The 18,016-nt window shown below is 71.0% G+C and carries 14 protein-coding genes and 2 pseudogenes; 8 read left to right on the top strand and 8 right to left on the bottom strand.

Annotation, left to right across the window (positions count from 1 at the left end):
• The first annotated feature begins 141 nt into the window (after nt 1-141).
• Complete coding sequence (locus ACZ7M2_RS28150; protein ID WP_471597634.1) at nt 142-870, top strand: FAD binding domain-containing protein; 729 nt, start codon at nt 142-144, stop codon at nt 868-870.
• 80 nt (nt 871-950) lie between these two features.
• Nucleotides 951-1,484 (top strand): GNAT family N-acetyltransferase, encoded by a 534-nt coding sequence (locus tag ACZ7M2_RS28145; RefSeq protein WP_471597633.1) that lies wholly within the window; start codon nt 951-953, stop codon nt 1,482-1,484.
• 28 nt (nt 1,485-1,512) lie between these two features.
• Here ACZ7M2_RS28145 and ACZ7M2_RS28140 read toward each other — a convergent pair whose 3' ends face one another.
• Nucleotides 1,513-2,406: a DMT family transporter gene (locus ACZ7M2_RS28140; protein WP_471597632.1), complete on the bottom strand. Its 894-nt coding sequence runs from the start codon at nt 2,404-2,406 to the stop codon at nt 1,513-1,515.
• A 309-nt stretch (nt 2,407-2,715) separates the two neighbouring features.
• Here ACZ7M2_RS28140 and ACZ7M2_RS28135 point away from each other — a divergent pair, with 309 nt between their 5' ends.
• The 3 genes and pseudogenes from ACZ7M2_RS28135 to ACZ7M2_RS28125 all read left to right on the top strand — a co-directional run bounded on the left by ACZ7M2_RS28135 (nt 2,716) and on the right by ACZ7M2_RS28125 (nt 5,714).
• Nucleotides 2,716-2,868 carry a hypothetical protein gene (locus ACZ7M2_RS28135; RefSeq protein ID WP_471597834.1) on the top strand — a complete coding sequence of 51 codons (153 nt, stop codon included), beginning with the start codon at nt 2,716-2,718 and terminating at the stop codon, nt 2,866-2,868.
• 76 nt (nt 2,869-2,944) lie between these two features.
• A pseudogene (locus tag ACZ7M2_RS28130) lies at nt 2,945-3,336 on the top strand (spherulation-specific family 4 protein); the annotation flags it as partial.
• Nucleotides 3,337-3,434: 98 nt separating this feature from the next.
• A complete protein-coding gene (locus tag ACZ7M2_RS28125) occupies nt 3,435-5,714 on the top strand; it encodes an FUSC family protein (protein WP_471597631.1) in 2,280 nt (759 codons plus the stop codon).
• A 13-nt stretch (nt 5,715-5,727) separates the two neighbouring features.
• Here the strand turns inward: ACZ7M2_RS28125 and ACZ7M2_RS28120 are convergent, their stop codons facing one another.
• The 3 genes from ACZ7M2_RS28120 to ACZ7M2_RS28110 all read right to left on the bottom strand — a co-directional run bounded on the left by ACZ7M2_RS28120 (nt 5,728) and on the right by ACZ7M2_RS28110 (nt 8,640).
• Nucleotides 5,728-6,933, bottom strand: coding sequence for a cysteine desulfurase-like protein (locus tag ACZ7M2_RS28120; RefSeq protein ID WP_471597630.1), 1,206 nt, complete (start codon nt 6,931-6,933; stop codon nt 5,728-5,730).
• 181 nt (nt 6,934-7,114) lie between these two features.
• Nucleotides 7,115-7,291, bottom strand: a complete 177-nt coding sequence (locus tag ACZ7M2_RS28115; protein WP_095856747.1) for a hypothetical protein — start codon at nt 7,289-7,291, stop codon at nt 7,115-7,117.
• A gap of 386 nt (nt 7,292-7,677) precedes the next feature.
• A complete protein-coding gene (locus ACZ7M2_RS28110) occupies nt 7,678-8,640 on the bottom strand; it encodes an anti-sigma factor RsbA family regulatory protein (RefSeq protein ID WP_471597629.1) in 963 nt (320 codons plus the stop codon).
• A 218-nt stretch (nt 8,641-8,858) separates the two neighbouring features.
• On the opposite strand from ACZ7M2_RS28110, the gene ACZ7M2_RS28105 reads away from it, so the two are divergent.
• Nucleotides 8,859-9,740 (top strand): RNA polymerase sigma factor SigF, encoded by an 882-nt coding sequence (locus ACZ7M2_RS28105; protein WP_352047092.1) that lies wholly within the window; start codon nt 8,859-8,861, stop codon nt 9,738-9,740.
• A gap of 96 nt (nt 9,741-9,836) precedes the next feature.
• Here ACZ7M2_RS28105 and fusA read toward each other — a convergent pair whose 3' ends face one another.
• The 3 genes from fusA to ACZ7M2_RS28090 all read right to left on the bottom strand — a co-directional run bounded on the left by fusA (nt 9,837) and on the right by ACZ7M2_RS28090 (nt 13,316).
• Nucleotides 9,837-11,927, bottom strand: a complete 2,091-nt coding sequence (gene fusA / locus ACZ7M2_RS28100) for an elongation factor G (RefSeq protein WP_471597821.1) — start codon at nt 11,925-11,927, stop codon at nt 9,837-9,839.
• Nucleotides 11,928-12,336: 409 nt separating this feature from the next.
• Nucleotides 12,337-12,999 (bottom strand): alpha/beta hydrolase, encoded by a 663-nt coding sequence (locus tag ACZ7M2_RS28095; RefSeq protein ID WP_403692378.1) that lies wholly within the window; start codon nt 12,997-12,999, stop codon nt 12,337-12,339.
• A 71-nt stretch (nt 13,000-13,070) separates the two neighbouring features.
• Entirely contained in the window at nt 13,071-13,316 is a 246-nt protein-coding gene (locus tag ACZ7M2_RS28090; protein WP_471597833.1) for a hypothetical protein, read from the bottom strand.
• Between the two features lie 329 nt (nt 13,317-13,645).
• Here ACZ7M2_RS28090 and ACZ7M2_RS28085 point away from each other — a divergent pair.
• Both ACZ7M2_RS28085 and ACZ7M2_RS28080 read left to right on the top strand, forming a co-directional pair.
• Nucleotides 13,646-14,020, top strand: a pseudogene (locus tag ACZ7M2_RS28085) (DUF6010 family protein); the annotation flags it as partial.
• A 247-nt stretch (nt 14,021-14,267) separates the two neighbouring features.
• Nucleotides 14,268-15,374 (top strand): PP2C family protein-serine/threonine phosphatase, encoded by a 1,107-nt coding sequence (locus tag ACZ7M2_RS28080; protein WP_471597628.1) that lies wholly within the window; start codon nt 14,268-14,270, stop codon nt 15,372-15,374.
• 64 nt (nt 15,375-15,438) lie between these two features.
• Here ACZ7M2_RS28080 and ACZ7M2_RS28075 read toward each other — a convergent pair whose 3' ends face one another.
• Nucleotides 15,439-17,709, bottom strand: coding sequence for a M4 family metallopeptidase (locus ACZ7M2_RS28075; protein ID WP_471597627.1), 2,271 nt, complete (start codon nt 17,707-17,709; stop codon nt 15,439-15,441).
• Nucleotides 17,710-18,016 lie beyond the last annotated feature (307 nt).

The following is an 18,016-nucleotide window of genomic DNA, read 5'->3' as shown; positions in this document are numbered from 1 at the left end:
CGTGGGCAACGGCGCACCGGTTGATGCAGTGAGCCCTGTACGCGCCCCTGTGTGCCGGGGGAAAATGCGCCGTGTCGACGGTCATATGGCTGAGGTGGTGCGTACTCAGCCGCTCATTTTCCAGAAAGCAGGTCGGCTGCCGTGCTCTTGCGTCTGCCCACGTCCGTTTCCGAAGCGCAGGAGTGCATGGCCGAGGGGGCGGTGCCCATAGGCGGGGCGACCCTGATATGGGCCACCTGGCAGCGGGACGGCTTCCCCGAGCAGGCCATGTCGCTGCGCGATCTGCCGGAAGCCAACGCGATCGGCCGCGAGACCCTGGGCGGCGCCGTGATACTGAACCGGATCGACGACCGCGTGCCCGAAGCACTGCGCCGGGCGGCCGCCACCGTGGGGACCGGAGCCGTGCGCCGCACGGCCACCGTCGGCGGCAACATCGTCGGGAGCACCGTGCGCTGTCTGCTGCCCGCCGCACTCGTGCTGGAAGCGCGCGCGGTGGTCCTGGATCCGGACAGCGTCTACGAGACCGACCTGACCGAAGTCCTGGCAAAGGGCCACCTGCTGCTCGGCCTCCGCTGGCGCGATCCGATCACCAGCGCGTATCGCAAGCTGCCCGGCGAAGCGGGCGGTCCGCCGCCGCTCGTCGTCGCCGCCGCTCTGCACACCGCCGACACCGGAGGAACGCGCCTGCGCGTCGCCGTCCGCGACGGGTACGACGTACTCACCGAGAGCACCGAGTACGACGCCGGCTCCGACTGCACACAGGTCCTCGACGACCTGCGTCGCACGGGCGTCGGCGCACTGCACGCCACAGCCTGGGAAGCGGTCCACGAGCTGGTCACCGGCCTCTTGTCCCGTCCCACCGGTCGTTGAGGGCCCTCCCGAACACCGCCGGCACGGTCTTGGCGCTGCCGCCGTCGGCCCGAGGTCGCCCGTCGGGCAGGATGGGCGCCATGACCGAGATCCACACGCCCCGCCTCCTCCTCCGCCGCTGGTCCGACGACGACCTCGTGCCGATGGCGGACATCAATGCCGACCCCCGCGTCATGCGCTGGATCGACGACGGCTCCGTTCGCGACCTGGAGTACACGGCGGAGGCCATCGAACAGTGGGAAGAGGAATGGGACGAGGAGGGCTTCGGCCTCTTCGCCGTCGAACTGCTGGCCTCCGGCGAACTGGCCGGCTTCGTGGGCCTGTCCGTGCCCGAGTTCCTGCCGGAGGTACTGCCCGCCGTCGCCATCAGCTGGCGGCTCGGCTCACCGTTCTGGGGTCAGGGATACGCCTCCGAAGCCGCCCAGGCCACGTTGGAGTTCGCACTCCAGGACCGTGGCCTCGACCGTGTCATCAGCATCACCCGAGCGGGAGACGACGCCTCCGAGAACGTCATCCGCAAGCTCGGCATGACGCCGGAGCGTGAGACGACACACCCGGTGTACGGCCATCCGCTGCGCGTTCACGCCATCGATCTCACCGAGTTCCAGGCCTGAACCCCGCCGAGCCGTCGATTCCCGCGGTTCACGCCCTGGTACGGTCCGGCGCGGCCGGCGGCGCGACGAGCACCTGGGTGAGCGGGATCCGCGCCAGCAGGATCGCTCCGTACAGGATCAGGGCGGCCCCGACGGTCTCGGGGATCAGCCACCAGCCGGTGCGCACCCGCTCCGCGTACAGGGTGACGCCCAGGACGAGGCTGACCAGGGCGTCACCGAGGGTGAGGGCGGGCTGGGAAGCGACGAGGGGGCCGGACTGGACGGCGTTCTGCAGGAGAAACAGCGCGCAGACTCCGGTGGCGGCGAAGGCGTAGGTCTGCCAGGCGAGGAAGAACCCGGTGACGCCGCCCGTCTCCCAGGCGTGCGTCGCGTCCTTGATCAGGGCCGCGGTGAGTGCGTAGCCGATGGCCGCCGCGGCGCCGAAACAGGCCGCGCGTGCGCGTCCGGCCGGGCACCTCAGCGCGACACCGACGGCAGCCACGATGACGCCGACGCAGCACACGATCGCCAGGATCCACCCGCCGGTGCTGGGCCGGTCGGTCCCGACCGAGGGGGCGGCCGCGGCCAGCACGGTACCCAGCCCGACGGCGATGCACGCCACGGCGATCCACCCGCGCCGGGTCACCCGACGTCGCAGCACCAGACCGCCGATGAGCAGCGCGAACGGCAGTTCCAGGACGAAGATCGGCTGTACGACGGACAGCGCTCCGTTGACCAGCGCCAGCGCCTGGAAGCATGCCGCCGCCATGACCGCGGCCATCCCGCCCAGCCACACCGGCCGGTGCAGCAGCTCGACGAACAGCCTGGCGTGGAAGCCCTCGGACAACGGCACGTCCTGTGCCGCGCGGCGCTGGAGCACAGTGGCGGTCGCGTTGCTGACCGCGGCCAGCACCGCGAAGACGACCGAGAACACCAACGTCACCGGCTTGCCCCTCCTCCTCTCCCTCTCCCCCTCCCGCTCCTCTCCCACGGGCACCGGCCGAGGAGCACGCGTCACCCCCATGCTCCCGCGACACCACGGAGTCCGCCCCTTGGCACACCCAGGTGCCGGTGCCCGGACCACGGACAAGGCCCTGGCCGCCGCCCGCCCGGCCGCACCTTCGGCGTCATGGGCGGATGCGGGCGATCGCGCAGTGTGATGGTCCGGTTACATCGCCTTCGCGAGACGTACGCTTCCGGCCTGCCGGTTGGGGCAGACAGTGCGCTCGCGGTTTGCCCAGCCTCCCGGGCCATGCGATCCACTCTGCAGATCGCCGCCGACTCCGGCTGCAACGGCAACATCGGCTTCTCCTCGTACTTCTACGCCGAGTTCAGCGACAGCGCCAACTCCAACGGCGGTCCGGTCTACACGACAGCCTGGACTGGCGGCCGTCGTACGCCCTGAAGGAGTCGCTGGCCGCGCTCTGGGCGGCGACGTCCGCGCGGCCGGAAGGCGGCCGGGTGCCGTGAGCCTGCTCGGGGCCGACGGCTGCTTCCTGGACCGGGTGACCTCGGACCCGGCCGAACTGCCCGCCTGCCGAAGGCTGGTGCGTGCGGTACGCCGGCTGGCACCACGACCGTCGTGCTCGATCCCGGGGTGCACCCGGCGCCGGGGTACACGCGCGTCGCCGACCTGACGGTGACCTTCGAGGGGCACTGGACGACCTATGTGTCGGCGTTCAGCACACCGGCGTGGACCGCCCGGCACCCGCCCGACCGGTTCTGCCATCTCGTCCACGGTGTGCCCGAGGTGCTCGTACCGCTCGCCGTGCGCACCGCGCGCGAACGCGGCGCGGCGGTCCACGGTCCCGTGACGGGAGAACCTCCCCGTCCCCGGGCGCAGTTGACGCCCGCGCTGAGCGAGGCCGACTGAGCCCGGAGTCGCCGCGGACGCCGGGAAGGACGCACGGGCGTCGACACGTGCCATGCTGGAACCGCTGATCATGGCGGAGAGCGAGGCAGAACACCAGCGTGAGGACAGCGACACGGCCGGGCCGGACGAGGATCTGGGACCGATTCGCGGCATCGGACCCCGGGCTGCTGCGGCTCATGGCCGGGCTGCGGACGGTGGGGGCCATCGCGCTCACGCTCGCCGTACTGGCGCTGCTCGGGGCCGGTAAGACTCACTTGGTTGCCGGTTCCATCTCGGCCATGGCCGCGACCTTCGCCATCAAGGAGAAGCAGCGGCGCCAACAGGCCGTCACACTCGCGCTCGGGCTGGTCGTGGCACTCGCCGCGATGTCGCTGGGGGCACTGCTCAGCACCCACGTGGTCGCGGGTGACCTCTTCTTCCTGGCGCTGATCTTCGCCGCCGTGTACAGCCGCCGCTTCGGTGATCGCGGAACGGCGCTGGGCCTCATCGGGTTCCAGGTCTACTTCGTGTCGCTGTTCGTCAGGGCCGGTGTCCCCGGTCTGCCGGGACTGTGCGGGACCGTGATCGTCGCGTTCGTGTGCAGCGCGCTGGTGCGTTTCGTCGTCGTACCGGAGACGCCCGAGCGTGTGCTGCGTCGGTTGCGCGTGGCCTTCCGGGCCCGTCTGGCGCAACTGGTGGCCGCCCAGATCGAGTTGCTGGACGCCGGCCCTGACCGGGCGGAGAAGGCTCTCGATGAGGTCAGGCGGCACACCGCCCGGCTCCACGAGAGCGCGATGATGATCCAGGGACGGCTGGCGGAGGGGACCAGCGACAGCGTCACCGCCGCGCTCGTGCAGCGGCGGATCGCCGACGCAGAGATCGCCGCCGAGCGGCTCGGGGTGCTCATCCTGACCGCCCGCAGCGCGGAACGCGCCGACACGCTCACCCTGCATCTGCCGAACGCGCCCGTGCCCGCGGCGAGCGACCGGCTCCGGGCGCAGGACGGCACCACCGCCACCCTGCGCCGTGATCTCGAAGCGCTGCGCCTGCTCGTCCTGCGGCCGGTCGCCGAGGACCGCGGCACCGGGATGGCCCATGTGCGCAACCGGCTGCTCGGTTACCGCGACGAGGAGAACCTGCCGCGCGCCTCGGCGGCCGTCCAGGACGTCTTCCGCGGGATCGGGGAGACGGGGCGTTCCGTCCTGGGACTGCGACTCGCCATCGACGGACCGCAGGACGAGTCCGACGACACACCCTCGACGACCCGTTCCCGTGAGGAGTTGGACGCCGAGGACGTCGCCATCGCCAAGGAAGAGGAGGAGGACGGGGAGGGCGCGCACGACCCCACGGGGTGGAAGCGTCCGACGACCCGTACCGCGGTCCAGGTGTCGGTGGGTTCGGCCCTGGCCATCGTCGGTGGGGAGTTCCTCTCCAGTCAGCGCTGGTACTGGGCCGTGCTGACCTGCTGGGTGGTCTTCCTGAACACGGCGTCCACCGGAGAGATCCTGGTCAAGGGGTACCGGCGGCTGCTCGGCACCGTCCTCGGCGTCATCGCCGGTGCCCTGCTGGCGAGTCTGGTCGGCTCCCATACCTGGACCGCGTTCGCCCTGGTGCTGCTGTTCATCTTCGCGATGTTCTTCACCGCGCCGCTGTCGTACGCCCTGATGTCCTTCTTCGTCACGGCGATGCTGGGCCTGCTGTACACGCTGCTCAACACCTACAGCACCGGGGTGCTCGTCCTTCGTATCGAGGAAACGGCGCTCGGCGCCACCTGTGGTGTCATCGCGGCCGCCCTGGTGCTGCCGGTGAACACGGACCGCCGTACCGACGAACTGCTCGCCACGGTTCTGAAGCGGCTCGGGGAGGTCACCGGTGCGGCGGTCGACCAGCTGAGCGGCGGCCCGGCGATCGAGCTGCTGGACAAGGCGCGGGATCTCGACACGGCTCTGGACGATCTACGGTCCTCCACGCAGCCGTTGACCCATCCGATCACCCCGCTGCGAGCCCGCCGGCAGACCGCGCGCTATCTCGTGGCGCTCCTGGAGACGTGCGCGTACCACGCGCGTTCCCTGGCGGCGACGGCCGAGCTGTTGCCCTACAGCAAGACCGTCGCGGCCGATCCCCGGCTCAAGGGGGCGGGCCGGCGCATCGCGCGCAACATCGACGTCCTGGTCGCACGCGTCGAGGACGACGACACCGAAGGCGTGGCCGAGACCGGGCCCAGCCTCGCGTCCATGCTGGAGACGGACCGGCCGGGCCTTCCCCGGCACGACCGCGTCACCGACCGGGTGCTGCGGCATCTGCAGCGCCTGGACGAAGGCGTGATCGGCCTCGCCCGCCCCCTCGGAGTACCGGTGTCGACCCCCGCGAACATGGCGTCCCGGGGGCCCGCCGCCTAGGAAGTGCCGGTGGTCACGCCTTCAGGAATGCCGCCAGGCCCTCCAGCAGCCGTTCCACGTCGTCCTCGTCGTTGTACGGCGACAGTCCGAGGCGCAGGCCTCCGGTGTCGCCCAGGCCGAGGTGGCGCGATGCCTCCAGCGCGTAGAAGGTTCCCGCGGGCGCGTGCACGCTCCGCGCCGCCAGGAAGCGGTAGGCGTCGTCCGTGTCTCGGTCGTCGAAGGTCAGGAGCAGGGTGGGCGTGCGGTCGGCCGCCCGGGAGCGGATCGTGACGCCCGCGAGTGCGGCGAGGCCGTTCTCCATCCGGTCCCGCAGCGCTCGCTCGTGCCGCTCGACCGACGCGAACGCGGACCGCAGCCGGGTGCGCCGGTCGTCCGCCGGACCGGTCCCGAGACCGGCGAGCAGGTCGACGGCGGCGCGGGTGCCGGCGAGGAGCTCGTAGGGCAGCGTCCCGAGCTCGAAACGCTCCGGGACCGCGTCGGAGGAGGGCAGCAGCTTGTCGGGACGCAGCGTCTCCAGCAGGGCCGGAGCGGCGGCGAGCACGCCGTGGTGCGGGCCGAGGAACTTGTACGGCGAGCAGACGAAGAAGTCGGCGCCGAGTCGCGCGAGGTCCACGAACGTGTGCGCCGTGTAGTGCACGCCGTCGACGTAGAGCAGTGCGTCCGTGCGGTGGACCAGACGGGCGATCTCCGCGACGTCGGGGAGCGTGCCGATCAGATTGGAGGCGGCGGTGACGGCGACCAGCCGGGTGCGTTCGGTGAGCAGGTCACCCACGGCCGCGGGCGGGAGTTCACCGGTGACCGGATCGAAGTCGGCCCATCGCACCCGGGCGCCGGTCCGCTCCGCGGCCTGGATCCAGGGGCGGATGTTGGCGTCGTGGTCGAGACGGCTCACCACGATCTCGTCGCCGGGGGCCCAGTCCTTGGCCAGCGCCCGGGAGAAGTCGTACGTGAGTTGGGTGGCGCTGCGGCCGAAGACGACTCCCGAGGGTTCCCCGCCCAACAGGTCGGCCATGGTCTGCCGGAACTCCCCGACGAGAGCCTCCGCGTTCGCCTCTCCCGCCGTGACACTCCCCCGGTTCGACAGCGGGCGGGTGAGCGCGTCGGCGATCGCCGCGCCGACCGGCGCCGGCGTCTGGGTGCCGCCCGGACCGTCGAAATACGCGATGCCGGTCCGCAGGGCGGGGATCTGGGCGCGCAACGCGCCGACGTCGTAGGTCACTCGGGCTCCTTGGGCTGCGATGTCGTCCGCTCGGGGACCATGACATCAGGCGAGTCGTCGGGGCGGCAGGCTTCGGTAGTAGCTGCCGACCCGGGCCAGGTATACGGGGTCCAGGGTCTCGCGGTCGATCCGGACGTTCCGAAGACCCACACGCCCCCTCCTGAATCGTCCACCCCAGGTGTCAGCGCCTGCGCCCGCGGGTCGCCCAGCCGCCGCCGACGCCGGAGACGTGCAGGGCGAGCAGGGCCAGCCCTATGAGCATGACGTTGGTCGACGTGAAGACGTCGTTCGTCGAGAGGTCCGCGGCATTGATCAAGAACGCGATGAACAGCACGATCGCCGCAACGATTCCGAGCATGAACTCTCCTCTTCCGAAGTGATGGTGGAGTCCGAGTGCCCCCAGGAATCCTGTCGACACGACTGCGCGGGGCCGAACCGCGGGTCCTGCCGTCATCATGGAGCCCACCACCCGGGCCGCACACGCCCCCACCGGCCCTCAGCTCGTCGAAAGCGGACAGCAATGGCACACACCCCGGCCGTATCGGCCCGTTCCCCCTTCGGAGCCGGTTCGTGAACGCGGCCCGTGTCCCGGGTCTGGTCTTGCCCCTGGTCTATCTCTGCGGGCTCGTCGCGGTCCTGGTCTGGTACTGGCGGCACCGTGGCGAGTAGGCGGCACCGCGGCGAGTAGAGCGAGTACGGCGAGCAGCGAGGGGCACGGCCGGCCACCGTGCGGAGCGATCGCGGTCATCTCCGGGCGAGGTAGCTGCGTACCGTCGTTCCGGACGTGGCGGTGTGGACGCGTACCAGGTCGGACAGGAAGTGGACGAGGAGCAGCCCCCGTCCGCCGAGTTGGTCCGGGCGCACCGGGCGGCGGCCGGCCAGGGGGTCGGTCAGGTGTCCCTCGTCACGCACCTCGCAGACGATCTGCTCGCTCTCGGCCCAGATCCGCAGCGTCCCCGAACCGCCTCCGTGCACCACGCTGTTGGTCGTCAACTCCGCGACGACGAGGTTCAGATCCTGCAGCCGGGGCGGCGCCATCCCCCGCTCCCGTGCCTCGCGCAGCGCGAAGTCGCGTGCGGCGGGCAGCATTCCGGCGGCGAAGCGGACCGTGGCCGCTCCCGGCGGATACGGCAGGGTCTCGTTGTAGCGCGCGAGGACGCGTTCGGGATCGTAGGCGTGACTGACGCCCGGCCGCCCGTCGCTGATCACCACGGGGTGCGTGGCGTGTGCGTCGGTGATCACGTCGTCGGAGAGGGTTCGGGCGTCGTACGGGCAGAGGATGGTCGCGTCGCGGCCGTGGAACGCCGTGTTGATGAGGGCTTCGTGCTGGACGCAGGCCGGGTACTCGAGCGGCGTGCGACCGTCCCAGACCGGCTCCCCGATGATGCGCACAGGGCGTCCGGGGTGGGCGTCGACGAAGGATCGCAGGACGGCGGGGATGATCCGGCCGGGGTTCCGGCCGGCCTGTGTCATGTCGATCCAGCGGACCTCGTGGGCGACTGGTCCGAGTTCCGCCTTGAGCAGCGACAGTCGGGACGGAGGTGCCGCCACCGCCACAGGCAGGCCGGTCGCGAGGCCCTCGGACACGAAAGGCAGCGTGCCTTCCGCGTACTCCTGCTCGGAGCGGTACAGGAGCGCGGGGTGCGCGAACGGCTCCGCCCGGTCTCGGACGAGGGGCGAACGCGCTCCGTCTTCTCCCTGCTCCATGCCCACTGGCTCACCTCGGATCCCACTGTAGGCGGCGGCGGTTGCCGTCGGCGTGCATCCGGCAGAGGGCTTCGGCGAGAAGGAGTACTGACGCCACGTCCGGCGGGCCGCGGAAACGAGGCGTTCCGCGGGTTTCGGAGCTTGGGTGGCATGACTGGCTTGAGACGGGGCAGACGGGCTCTGTCTTCAATTCCTTCGAACGAACAGGGGTGGACCGCATGGCAGCCGTGACGGCAGCGAAGGCAACCAACACGGCACAGCAGGCAGGGACGGCACAGGAGGAGGTACTCCCCCTGATCGACGAGCCGCTGAAGATCAGCCCGAAGGACGCGCGCGCGTTGTCGCGTCAGTTCTTCGACCGGCTGGCCGTGCTGGAGGAAGGCACGCACGACTACCAGTACGCGCGCAACACACTCATCGAGATGAACCTCTCCCTCGTGCGGTACGCGGCGGCCCGCTTCCGCAGCCGCAACCAGGACGAGATGGAGGACATCGTCCAGGTCGGCACGATCGGGCTCATCAAGGCGATCGACCGTTTCGAGCTGACCCGCGAGGTCGAGTTCACCTCCTTCGCCGTTCCGTACATCGTCGGCGAGATCAAGCGTTTCTTCCGCGACACCAGCTGGGCCGTCCACGTTCCCCGGCGTCTTCAGGAGGCGCGGATCGAACTCGCCAAGGCGACGGAAGAACTGCGCACCCGCCTGGGCCGCACCCCGACCACGCGTGAGCTGGCCGCGCTGATGTCCCTCTCCGAGGAGGAGGTCATCGAGGCGCGCAAGGCCTCCAACGGCTACAACTCCTCGTCCCTCGACGCCGCGCTCACGGCCGACGACGGCGCGGACGGGGACACCGTTCTCGCGGACTTCATCGGCGAGGACGATCCCTCGCTCGAACTCGTCGACGACTTCCAGTCCCTGGCCCCGCTGATCGCCGAACTGGACGAACGTCAGCGCCGGATCATCCACATGCGTTTCGTCGAGGAGCGCACCCAGGCCGAGATCGGCGAGGAACTCGGCATCTCGCAGATGCACGTCTCGCGTCTGATCACCCGCATCATCAAGCGTCTTCGCACCGGGCTGCTCGATCCCGCGGTCGCCTGACGCACCGCGGTCGTCCGACGCGCCCGCCTCGGGCAGCGTGCGACCGGCGCGCCGCGGGACGGTCCCGCCCGACTTCGGGCGGGACCGTCCTGTGCGTCACCGGGCCGGAGTACCGGTCGACGCCGTGCTCGGCGCCGGGGCGTACCCGGCGGGCCGGGCGGTGAAGACTCCCCGGCCCCGGGTCCGGCTGCGCAGCCGGGTCGCATAGCCGAACAGCTCGACCAGCGGCACGGTCGCGGTGATCACCACGACGCCCGCCCGCGCGACGGAGCCCGAGACCTGCCCGCGTCGCGCCGCCAGGTCACCGAGGACCCCGCCCACCGCGTCGTCCGGCACGGTGACCGTGACGTCCGCCACCGGTTCCAGGAGAACCATCGCGCAGGCGCGCAGTGCCTCCCGCAGCGCGAACCGGCCGGCCGTCCGGAACGCCCGCTCCGAAGAGTCCTTCGGATGGGTCGCTCCATCGGTGAGGACGACACGCACCCCGGTGACCGGGTGCCCGCCGAGCGGCCCGTCGGCCAGCGCGTCACGGCACCCGGCCTCCAGCGCCCGGACGTACTCCTGCGGCACCCGTCCGCCTACGACGGTCGAGCGGAACTCGAAGCGCGTCGCGCCGCCGCCGTCGCCGTCGCCTGTGACGTCCTCCAGCGGCTCCACGTCGAGCACGACATGGGCGAACTCACCGGCGCCGCCGTCCTGTTTGACGTGCCGGTGGACCAGCCCCGACACTCCCCGGACGACCGTCTCCCGGTAGGCCACCCTCGGCCGGCCGACCCGGACGTCCAGACCGTGGGCGAGCCGGATCTTCTCCACCGCCACCTCCAGATGCAGTTCGCCCATGCCCGACAGGACCAGCTGGCCGGTCTCGGGGTCGGTGCGCACGACCAGCGAGGGATCCTCCTCGACCAGCCGCGTCAACGCGGACACCAACTGCTCCGCTTCAGCGCTGCCGACGGCCTCGACGGCCACCGAGACGACCGGATCGGCGACGGTCGGCGGTTCGAGAACCAACGGAGCCCCGGGGGTGCACAGGGTCGACCCGGCGCGGGCCGACTTCAGCCCGACCACCGCGACGATGTCGCCCGCCACCGCCCGCTCCAGTGGGGCGTGACGGTCGGCCTGGACCCGCAGGATCCGGCCGATGCGCTCGGTGCGCCCCGTGCCCGAGTCCCACACCGTCTCTCCCCTCCCGATCGTGCCCGAATAGACACGCAGATACGTCAGCCGCCCCGTGGCGGTCCCGTTCACCTTGAACACCAGTGCCGCGAACGGTGCCGCCGGGTCGGCGAACCGCTCCTGTTCCCTACCGTCCCGGGTGCCGCGTATCGCGGGCACGTCGCGCGGCGACGGCAGATAGGCCACCACGGCATCGAGCAGTGGCTCGATCCCGCGATTGCGGTAGGCCGAGCCGCACAGCACCACCACGCCGTCGCCGGAACGGGTCAGGTCGCGCAGCGCGGCGGTCAGGGTCCGCGCGGAGAGGGTCCCTTCCGCGCAGAACTCCTCGAGCGCGCCGGGGTGGAGTTCCGCCACCGCTTCCTCCAGCTGTCGGCGGCGGCTTTGCGCGGCGTCCCTCAGTACCTCGGGCACCGGGCCTTCCTCGACCGTGTCGCGGCCTTCGGGCCAGACCAGTGACCGCATGCGCGGCAGATCCACCACACCGGTGAACCCGGCCTCCGATCCGATCGGCAACTGGACTACCAGTGGGGACGGATGCAGCCGCTCCCTGATCGACTCGACCGCGGTGTCGAGGTCGGCACCGGCGCGGTCGAGCTTGTTGACGAAGGCGATCCTCGGCACGCCGTACCGGTCGGCCTGACGCCACACCGCCTCGCTCTGCGGCTCGACTCCCGCGACGGCGTCGAAGACCGCCACCGCGCCGTCGAGCACGCGCAGGGAGCGCGCCACCTCGTCGGAGAAGTCGACGTGGCCCGGGGTGTCGATCAGGTTGATCCGGTGCGCGTCCCAGGCACAGCTCACGGCCGCGGCGAAGATGGTGATGCCACGATCGCGTTCCTGGGGGTCGAAGTCGGTGACGGTGGTGCCGTCATGGACCTCACCCCGCTTGTGGGTGGTCCCGGTGAGGTACAGGATCCGCTCGGTGAGGGTGGTCTTCCCGGCGTCGACGTGGGCGAGGATGCCCAGGTTGCGGACGGCGGCGAGCGGGGTGTCGAGGTGACGGTGCAGGTCGGTACGCACGGCCCATGGCCTTTCGGAATGATCCGGATGGGGCGGCGCGATTTCCCGGACGAAGCGGCCCGCGGTCGTGCCACGGGCCGTGCGGGGACCTCCGGCCACGGCACATCCCCATCGGGGCGTACGGAGCCGATCTGCCCGGTGACGGGCGGAGAGAGGTCAGATGTTCGTCACGGACCACCGGTGTCGGCCGCGCAGCCGGCACCGGGGACCCGGAGACACGAGGATCACCTCGTAGCGCGAAGGGGGAACGACGACAGCGGTGCGGTGACGCACGGCCCGGCTCCCCTCACTCGTCAGGACGCGCGCCGTGATGTCCCGCAGGAGCGGTGAGCGCGCGTTGTGGGGTGAGTGTAGGGAGCGCGCAGCGGTCGGCGCACCGGGTTTTGGGCAGGTCCGGTCAGAGCAGGCCGGAGTCGGACTCCGAAAGCGCCCGGGCGAGCAGTCCACCGGGCGGCTCCGCGGGCTGCAGCAGTTCGGCGACGGCCGCCCCCGTGGCGCCGTGCCAGGTTCCGTACCGTCGGAGCATGGCGTGGTCACCACCCTTGACCAGCAGCACACCCGCGCGGGAGCCTGCGGCCCTGGCCCGGCGGACGAGCGCGATCGACTCCGACGGATCGGTGACGCGGTCGCGGTCACCGTGGAGCGCGATCACCTTCTTGTCCTGGAGGTGGGCCACCGGTTCGCCCTCCGGACACCAGGGCGCCAGCGCCACCACTCCCCCTACCTGTGTCGCCGCAGCGACGCGCAGAGCCGCCCGGCCGCCCATCGAATGACCCACGAGAATCACCGGCACCTCACCGACGAGGCGGGCGAGCTCCGCGAGTGCCCGCTGGACGTCACCGACGGGGTCGGCCCGTGAACCGTTCCAGCCCTGGAGGCGGTAGCGCACCTGCCCGAGGAAGACCTCGTCGTCCGGCACGGCCGCGGCGACGGCCCGGACCACGGGCCTCATCCGCAGCGCCGCCACGTTCCAGGATCGTGAGGGGGCCAGGCTGTCGGCCCGGCCCCCGTGCAGGACGAGCACGGCCGCACGCGCCGCGTCCGAGTGACGGACCGGCACCAGGGCGGTGTCGGCCCCGACCGGTCCACGCGCCGGTGCCCCAGAGGTCCTTGTCCGCGTTCGGCCGCGCATCACAGCTCTTCCCGTGTTCCGACTCCGCCTGTGGGAGAAGTGTCCCATCGCCCACGGGTCGTCCGACGCCGGGCTCCGCGCGGGCGGGCGCCCTCGGCGAGAGTGCGCTGGTTGGCCCGGACGGCTTCGGTGTTGCCGGACCCGGCGAGTTCCAGGTCGAGACCGGGGCCACCGCCGAGCACACCGGGGGAGATTCCGCTGTCGTGGTCGACCAGTGCGACATCGAGAGCCCGGTCGATCGCCATGGCTTCCTTGAGCGCGCTCTCGATGTCTACCTGATCGCCCTGTTCACCTGTTTGATCCGGGAGAGCTCGAGGCAGCTCGCCCTCCTGTCCGACGAACACGGCTCGGCTCGAGCGCGAACCCCGCGCCCCGGCGCGTCCCCGGGTCCTCCATGCACCAGGAAACCGTTGCGGCACCGGCACCCGGCGGGAGATGCGCGCCCGCTGCGGCAGGGGAGACGTGATCGTCACAGCGGTGGGAAGGAGTCGGTGGTGCCGGCTGGCGAGAACCCGTCACAGCCTGTCATTCCGGCCACTGCCGAGGCCGCGATCACTCTCGTAGCGTCTCGCTCATGCTCTTCGTCACACCCGTACTCATCGGCGCTCTCTACGCGTTCCTCATGTCCCTGCTCCGGGAGCCCGCGAGGCGGCGGTTCAACGCCGTCATGGTCGCCGGGGCCGGAGCCGCCTATCTCAGCAGTGGCAGTTTCGGTGCCTGGGAGTTCGTCTTCACCGCCGCGGTCACCTACTGCGCCTATCGCGGCCTCGACTCGTACGTCTGGATCGGCATCGCCTGACTGCTGCACACCGCCTGGGACGCCCTGCACTACCTGCGGGGAGCCCCGATCGTCCCGTTCGCCACGCACTCGTCGCTCGGCTGCGCGATCTGCGACCCGGTGATCGCCCTCTGGTGCCTGCGCGGCGGCCCCTCGCTGCCCACCCTGATCGGCTCCTGGTTCTCCAAGCGCCCCGCCTCCCCGACCGACCCCTCACACGCCCAGCCGCCCACGGGTGGTGCGCAGACGCCGACACGCTTCCTTCCGAAGGGAATGCTCAGAGAATTGCGATTTTCAACCACCAGCGGGAATTCCCCGCGCGGAACACGGAAATCCCCGGCGTCCGGCGGCCCGCCCGGCCCACCGTGATGCGCACGACCCCCGGAAGGAGGAGCGTGGTGGGGTAGGGAGGAGTGCTATGGGCACGGCCGACCGCCGGCGTCGGGGCCGGGAGTACCAAGGCTGGCTGCGCGGAGCACCACCACCGCGCTGGGTGCGGGTGCTGCCGCCGGCCCTGCTGGTGACGGTCTGCGCCGCCGAGCTCCTGAGTCGGTACCCCTTGGACATCGGCTTCCTGCTGGGCGCCATCCCGTCGCTGGCCGTGCTCTCCTACGGACCGGTGGCGACGGCCGTCTTCGGCGCCGTCATCATCGTGTTCCTGTTCGTACCGCCGCTCCAGCTCAACCATCCGGGCAACACCGACCTGCTGACCATCACGTTCGTCGCGATCCTGAGCGTCGTCATCTCCCTGGTGCGCAGTCGGCGCGACGCTCACCTGGTCACGGTGCGCACCGTCGCCGAGGCCGCCCAGCTCGCCGTACTGCCGCCGCTTCCCGAACGCGTGGGCCCGGTGCAGTGCTCGGCGTTCTACCGGGCGGCCCAGCGCGAGACACTGGTGGGCGGCGACTTCTTCGATGTGCGCGCCGGCCCGTACGGCGTGCGGGCGGTGATGGGCGATGTACAGGGGCACGGGCTGTCGGCCGTCTCGACCGTCGCCTCCCTCCTCGGGGCGTTCCGGGAGACCGTGCTCGACGAGGGCGACCTGAAGTCGGCCGCGGCCCGCCTCGATCGACGGCTCGTCGTGGACTCGGCCCAGACCGCACACGCCGAACTGTTCGCGACCGCCCTGTTGCTGGAGTTCTCGGCCGACGCGGACGCGGTGCGTCTGACGTCCTGCGGACACCCGCATCCGTTTCTGCTGCGCGACGGCAAGGCTGTCGAGCTCGTTCTCGAACCAGGAGCCCCCCTCGGTCTCGGGTTCTTCGACATCTCTCCGCCGCAGATCTGCACCGTCCGGCTGGAGCGCGGCGACCGGCTGTTCCTCGGCTCCGACGGAGTGTCCGAGAGCCGGGACGCGACGGGCGCCTTCTATCCCCTGGCCGAGCGCCTGACCCCGTTGGCCCGGGAGAGGCCGGCCGACCTCACCGACCACCTCTGGGAGGACCTCCTACGGTTCTGTACCACCGTGCGTGACGACGTCACGATGCTGGTCCTCACGCCCGACGCCCAGGGCGAGCGGCGGTGAGGACCCTTCGCCCGCCCGGACCGCGCGGGGCGGGCCGGACGGGCGAGGTCGGCGGGCGGACAGGTCAGGGGGTGAGCTGCCACTGCTGGATGTAGCCGACGTCGATCGAGGCGGTGTCCTGGACCCTCAGTTTCCAGGTGCCGTTGACCGGTTGCGCGGAGGCGTCGACCGTGAAGGTCTGGTCGACGTTGTCGGCGCTGCCGCCGCTGTGGTTCAGGAGCGAGTAGACGGTGCCGTCGGGGCCCACCAGGGAGACCGTCAGGTCACCGCGGTAGGTGTGGATGATCTTGACGTAGACCTGGGTGGTGGCCGAGGCGTTGCCGGTCCGGCCGGTGACGGTGATGGGTGACTCGACCGCGGCTCCGGCGTCGGGGATGTCCACCCGCGTGCTGTTGGCGTAGATGTTCGCCACCCGCCAGGTGAAGCTCACCGAGACGGACGCTCCCGTGCTGTCGGTGACCGTGACGGTCACGGGGCTGGTCCCGGTGGTGGTGGGAATTCCGGAGATCAGGCCGGTGTCGCTGATCGTCAGGCCGTCCGGCAGGCCGGTGGCCGCATACGTCAGGCCCGCGCCGGAGTTGGTGGTGTAGGCGCTGGTCTGGAGGGAGACCTGCTGGCCGACGCCACTGGTCTGGTCGTCGATCGGCGCCACGTTGACACCCAGCGCGATCCGGTCGCCGACATGGATCCCGGCCCAGGCGGCGGCGACGGCGAGGTAGGTGTCGCTGTACGCGCCGAAGAGGTCGGCGGCGGCCTGGAGGGTCGCGGTGCGGGCTCCGGCGTAGTTGGTGCTGGAGGTCATGTAGGTGGTCAGGGCCCGGTACCAGATCCGCTGGGCGTTCTCGATGCCGATGCCGGTCACGGGTACACCGTCGTAGGTCGGGCTGTCGTAGGAGACCCCGTTGACAGTCTTGGCGCCGCTGCCCTCGGAGAGCAGGTAGAAGAAGTGGTTGGCCGGTCCGGAGGAGTAGTGGACGTCGAGGCCGCCCAGCGAGGAGTCCCAGTTGTCGCGGGACGCCCCGTCCTTGGAGGGCTTGTCCATGTACCGCAGCGGGGTGCCGTTGCCGTTGATGTCGATCTTCTCGCCGACCAGGTAGTCGGGGACGTCGGCGGACAGGTTGGCGTGGAACTCCACCGCGGCGGCGAAGATGTCCGAGGTCGCCTCGTTGAGGCCACCGGACTCACCCGAGTAGGTGAGGCCCGCGGTGGCGGCGGTCACGCCGTGGCTCATCTCGTGCGCGGCGACGTCCAGGGCGGTCAGCGGGTGCGCGTTGCTCGCGCCGTCCCCGTACGTCATGCAGAAGCAGGTGTCGGACCAGAAGGCGTTGACGTAGCCGTTGCCGTAGTGCGCCCGGCTGTAGGCGGCCACGCCGTCGTTGCGGATGCCGTTCCGGCCGAAGACGTCCTTGTAGTAGTCCCAGGTGGCCGCGGCGCCGAAGGCGACGTCCACGCCGGCCGTCTGCCGGTTGCTCTGGGTGCCGTCTCCCCAGACATCGTTGTCATCGGTGAAGAGGGTGCCGGTGCCCGAGGTGCCCTGGTTCAGGTCGTAGGTGCGGTGACCCGCGCGGTCGCCGTCCACCAGCTGGTACGTGGAGCCGGACGGCGTGGTGCTGAGCGGAACCGATCCGCTGTACTGGCCCGTGCCCGTGCCCGTACGCACCGCCTGGAAGTCGAACAGGGCCTTGCCCGAGGTGGCGTCGGTGATGACATGGAACTCGCTCGGCGTGCCGTCGTCCTGGGTCCCGCCGACCACCGACTCCCAGGCCAGCACCGGCTCTGCTCCGGCGGCCCAGACGACGAGCCGGGGAGCGCCGTCGACCGCGGGACGCGTGGCGTCGGCCTTCTTCGCGACCGCGAGCGCCTTGTGGACGGCGGTGGCGGACGTGACGCGGGCGGTGGTGGTCGGCACCTTGAGGTCGGCCTTGCTCGCCTCGGACACGGTGGACAGACCGTTCCTGACGTGTACGACGAGGTCGCCGCCGAGGACCGGCAGTCCGGCGTAGGTGCGTTCGTAGCGGGTGTGTGTGGTGCCGTCGGCGTCCTTCGAGACGTCCTTGACGATCAGCTTCTCCTTGGAGCCGAGGTCGAGGATCTTCGCGGTGTCGCCGACCGCGGCGGTGGCGCTCTTGAGCAGCGCGGCGTGCGCGGCGGGAGACAGCTTCGCCGGGGTCGCGGCGGCCCGGGGGGTGGCGACGATCTTCGCGTGGCCGCGGTCGCGGGGGGCCGCGGACGCGACGCCGGTGTGGAAACCGGCGGCGAGCAGCGTGCCGGCGGCGGTGAGCGCCAACGCCGCGGTGTATCTGCGTCGGTGCGAGGTGCGGTGGGGCGGGAGCAAGGGCTTCTCCTTCTGGCGACGATCGGCCCGTGGTCGAGGCCGAGAGAGCGGGCCGGCAGGGTGTGGCCGGCTGGCAACGCGCTGAGCAGGGAAGGGCGCTGCACGAGGTGACCCACGAAGGGGTGTGTCGGAACTCGGCGGCGCGCGACAGGTGGGGGGTGTGAAGGAACGGTGAACGTTCAAGAGCAGACTGGCATCGCTCACACAGTTTTGTCATGGAGATGACAAAGCAACGGCTGAAATTGGCTATGGATTGCTGGATGTTCGCCCCGGCCCAGGGCGCTTTTCGGCCGGTGCCGGACGGTCC

Source organism: Streptomyces sp. NPDC111507 (assembly GCF_055638955.1).
Note: the sequence above shows the minus strand (reverse complement) of the source record. Positions and strands in the feature narration are given on the sequence as shown.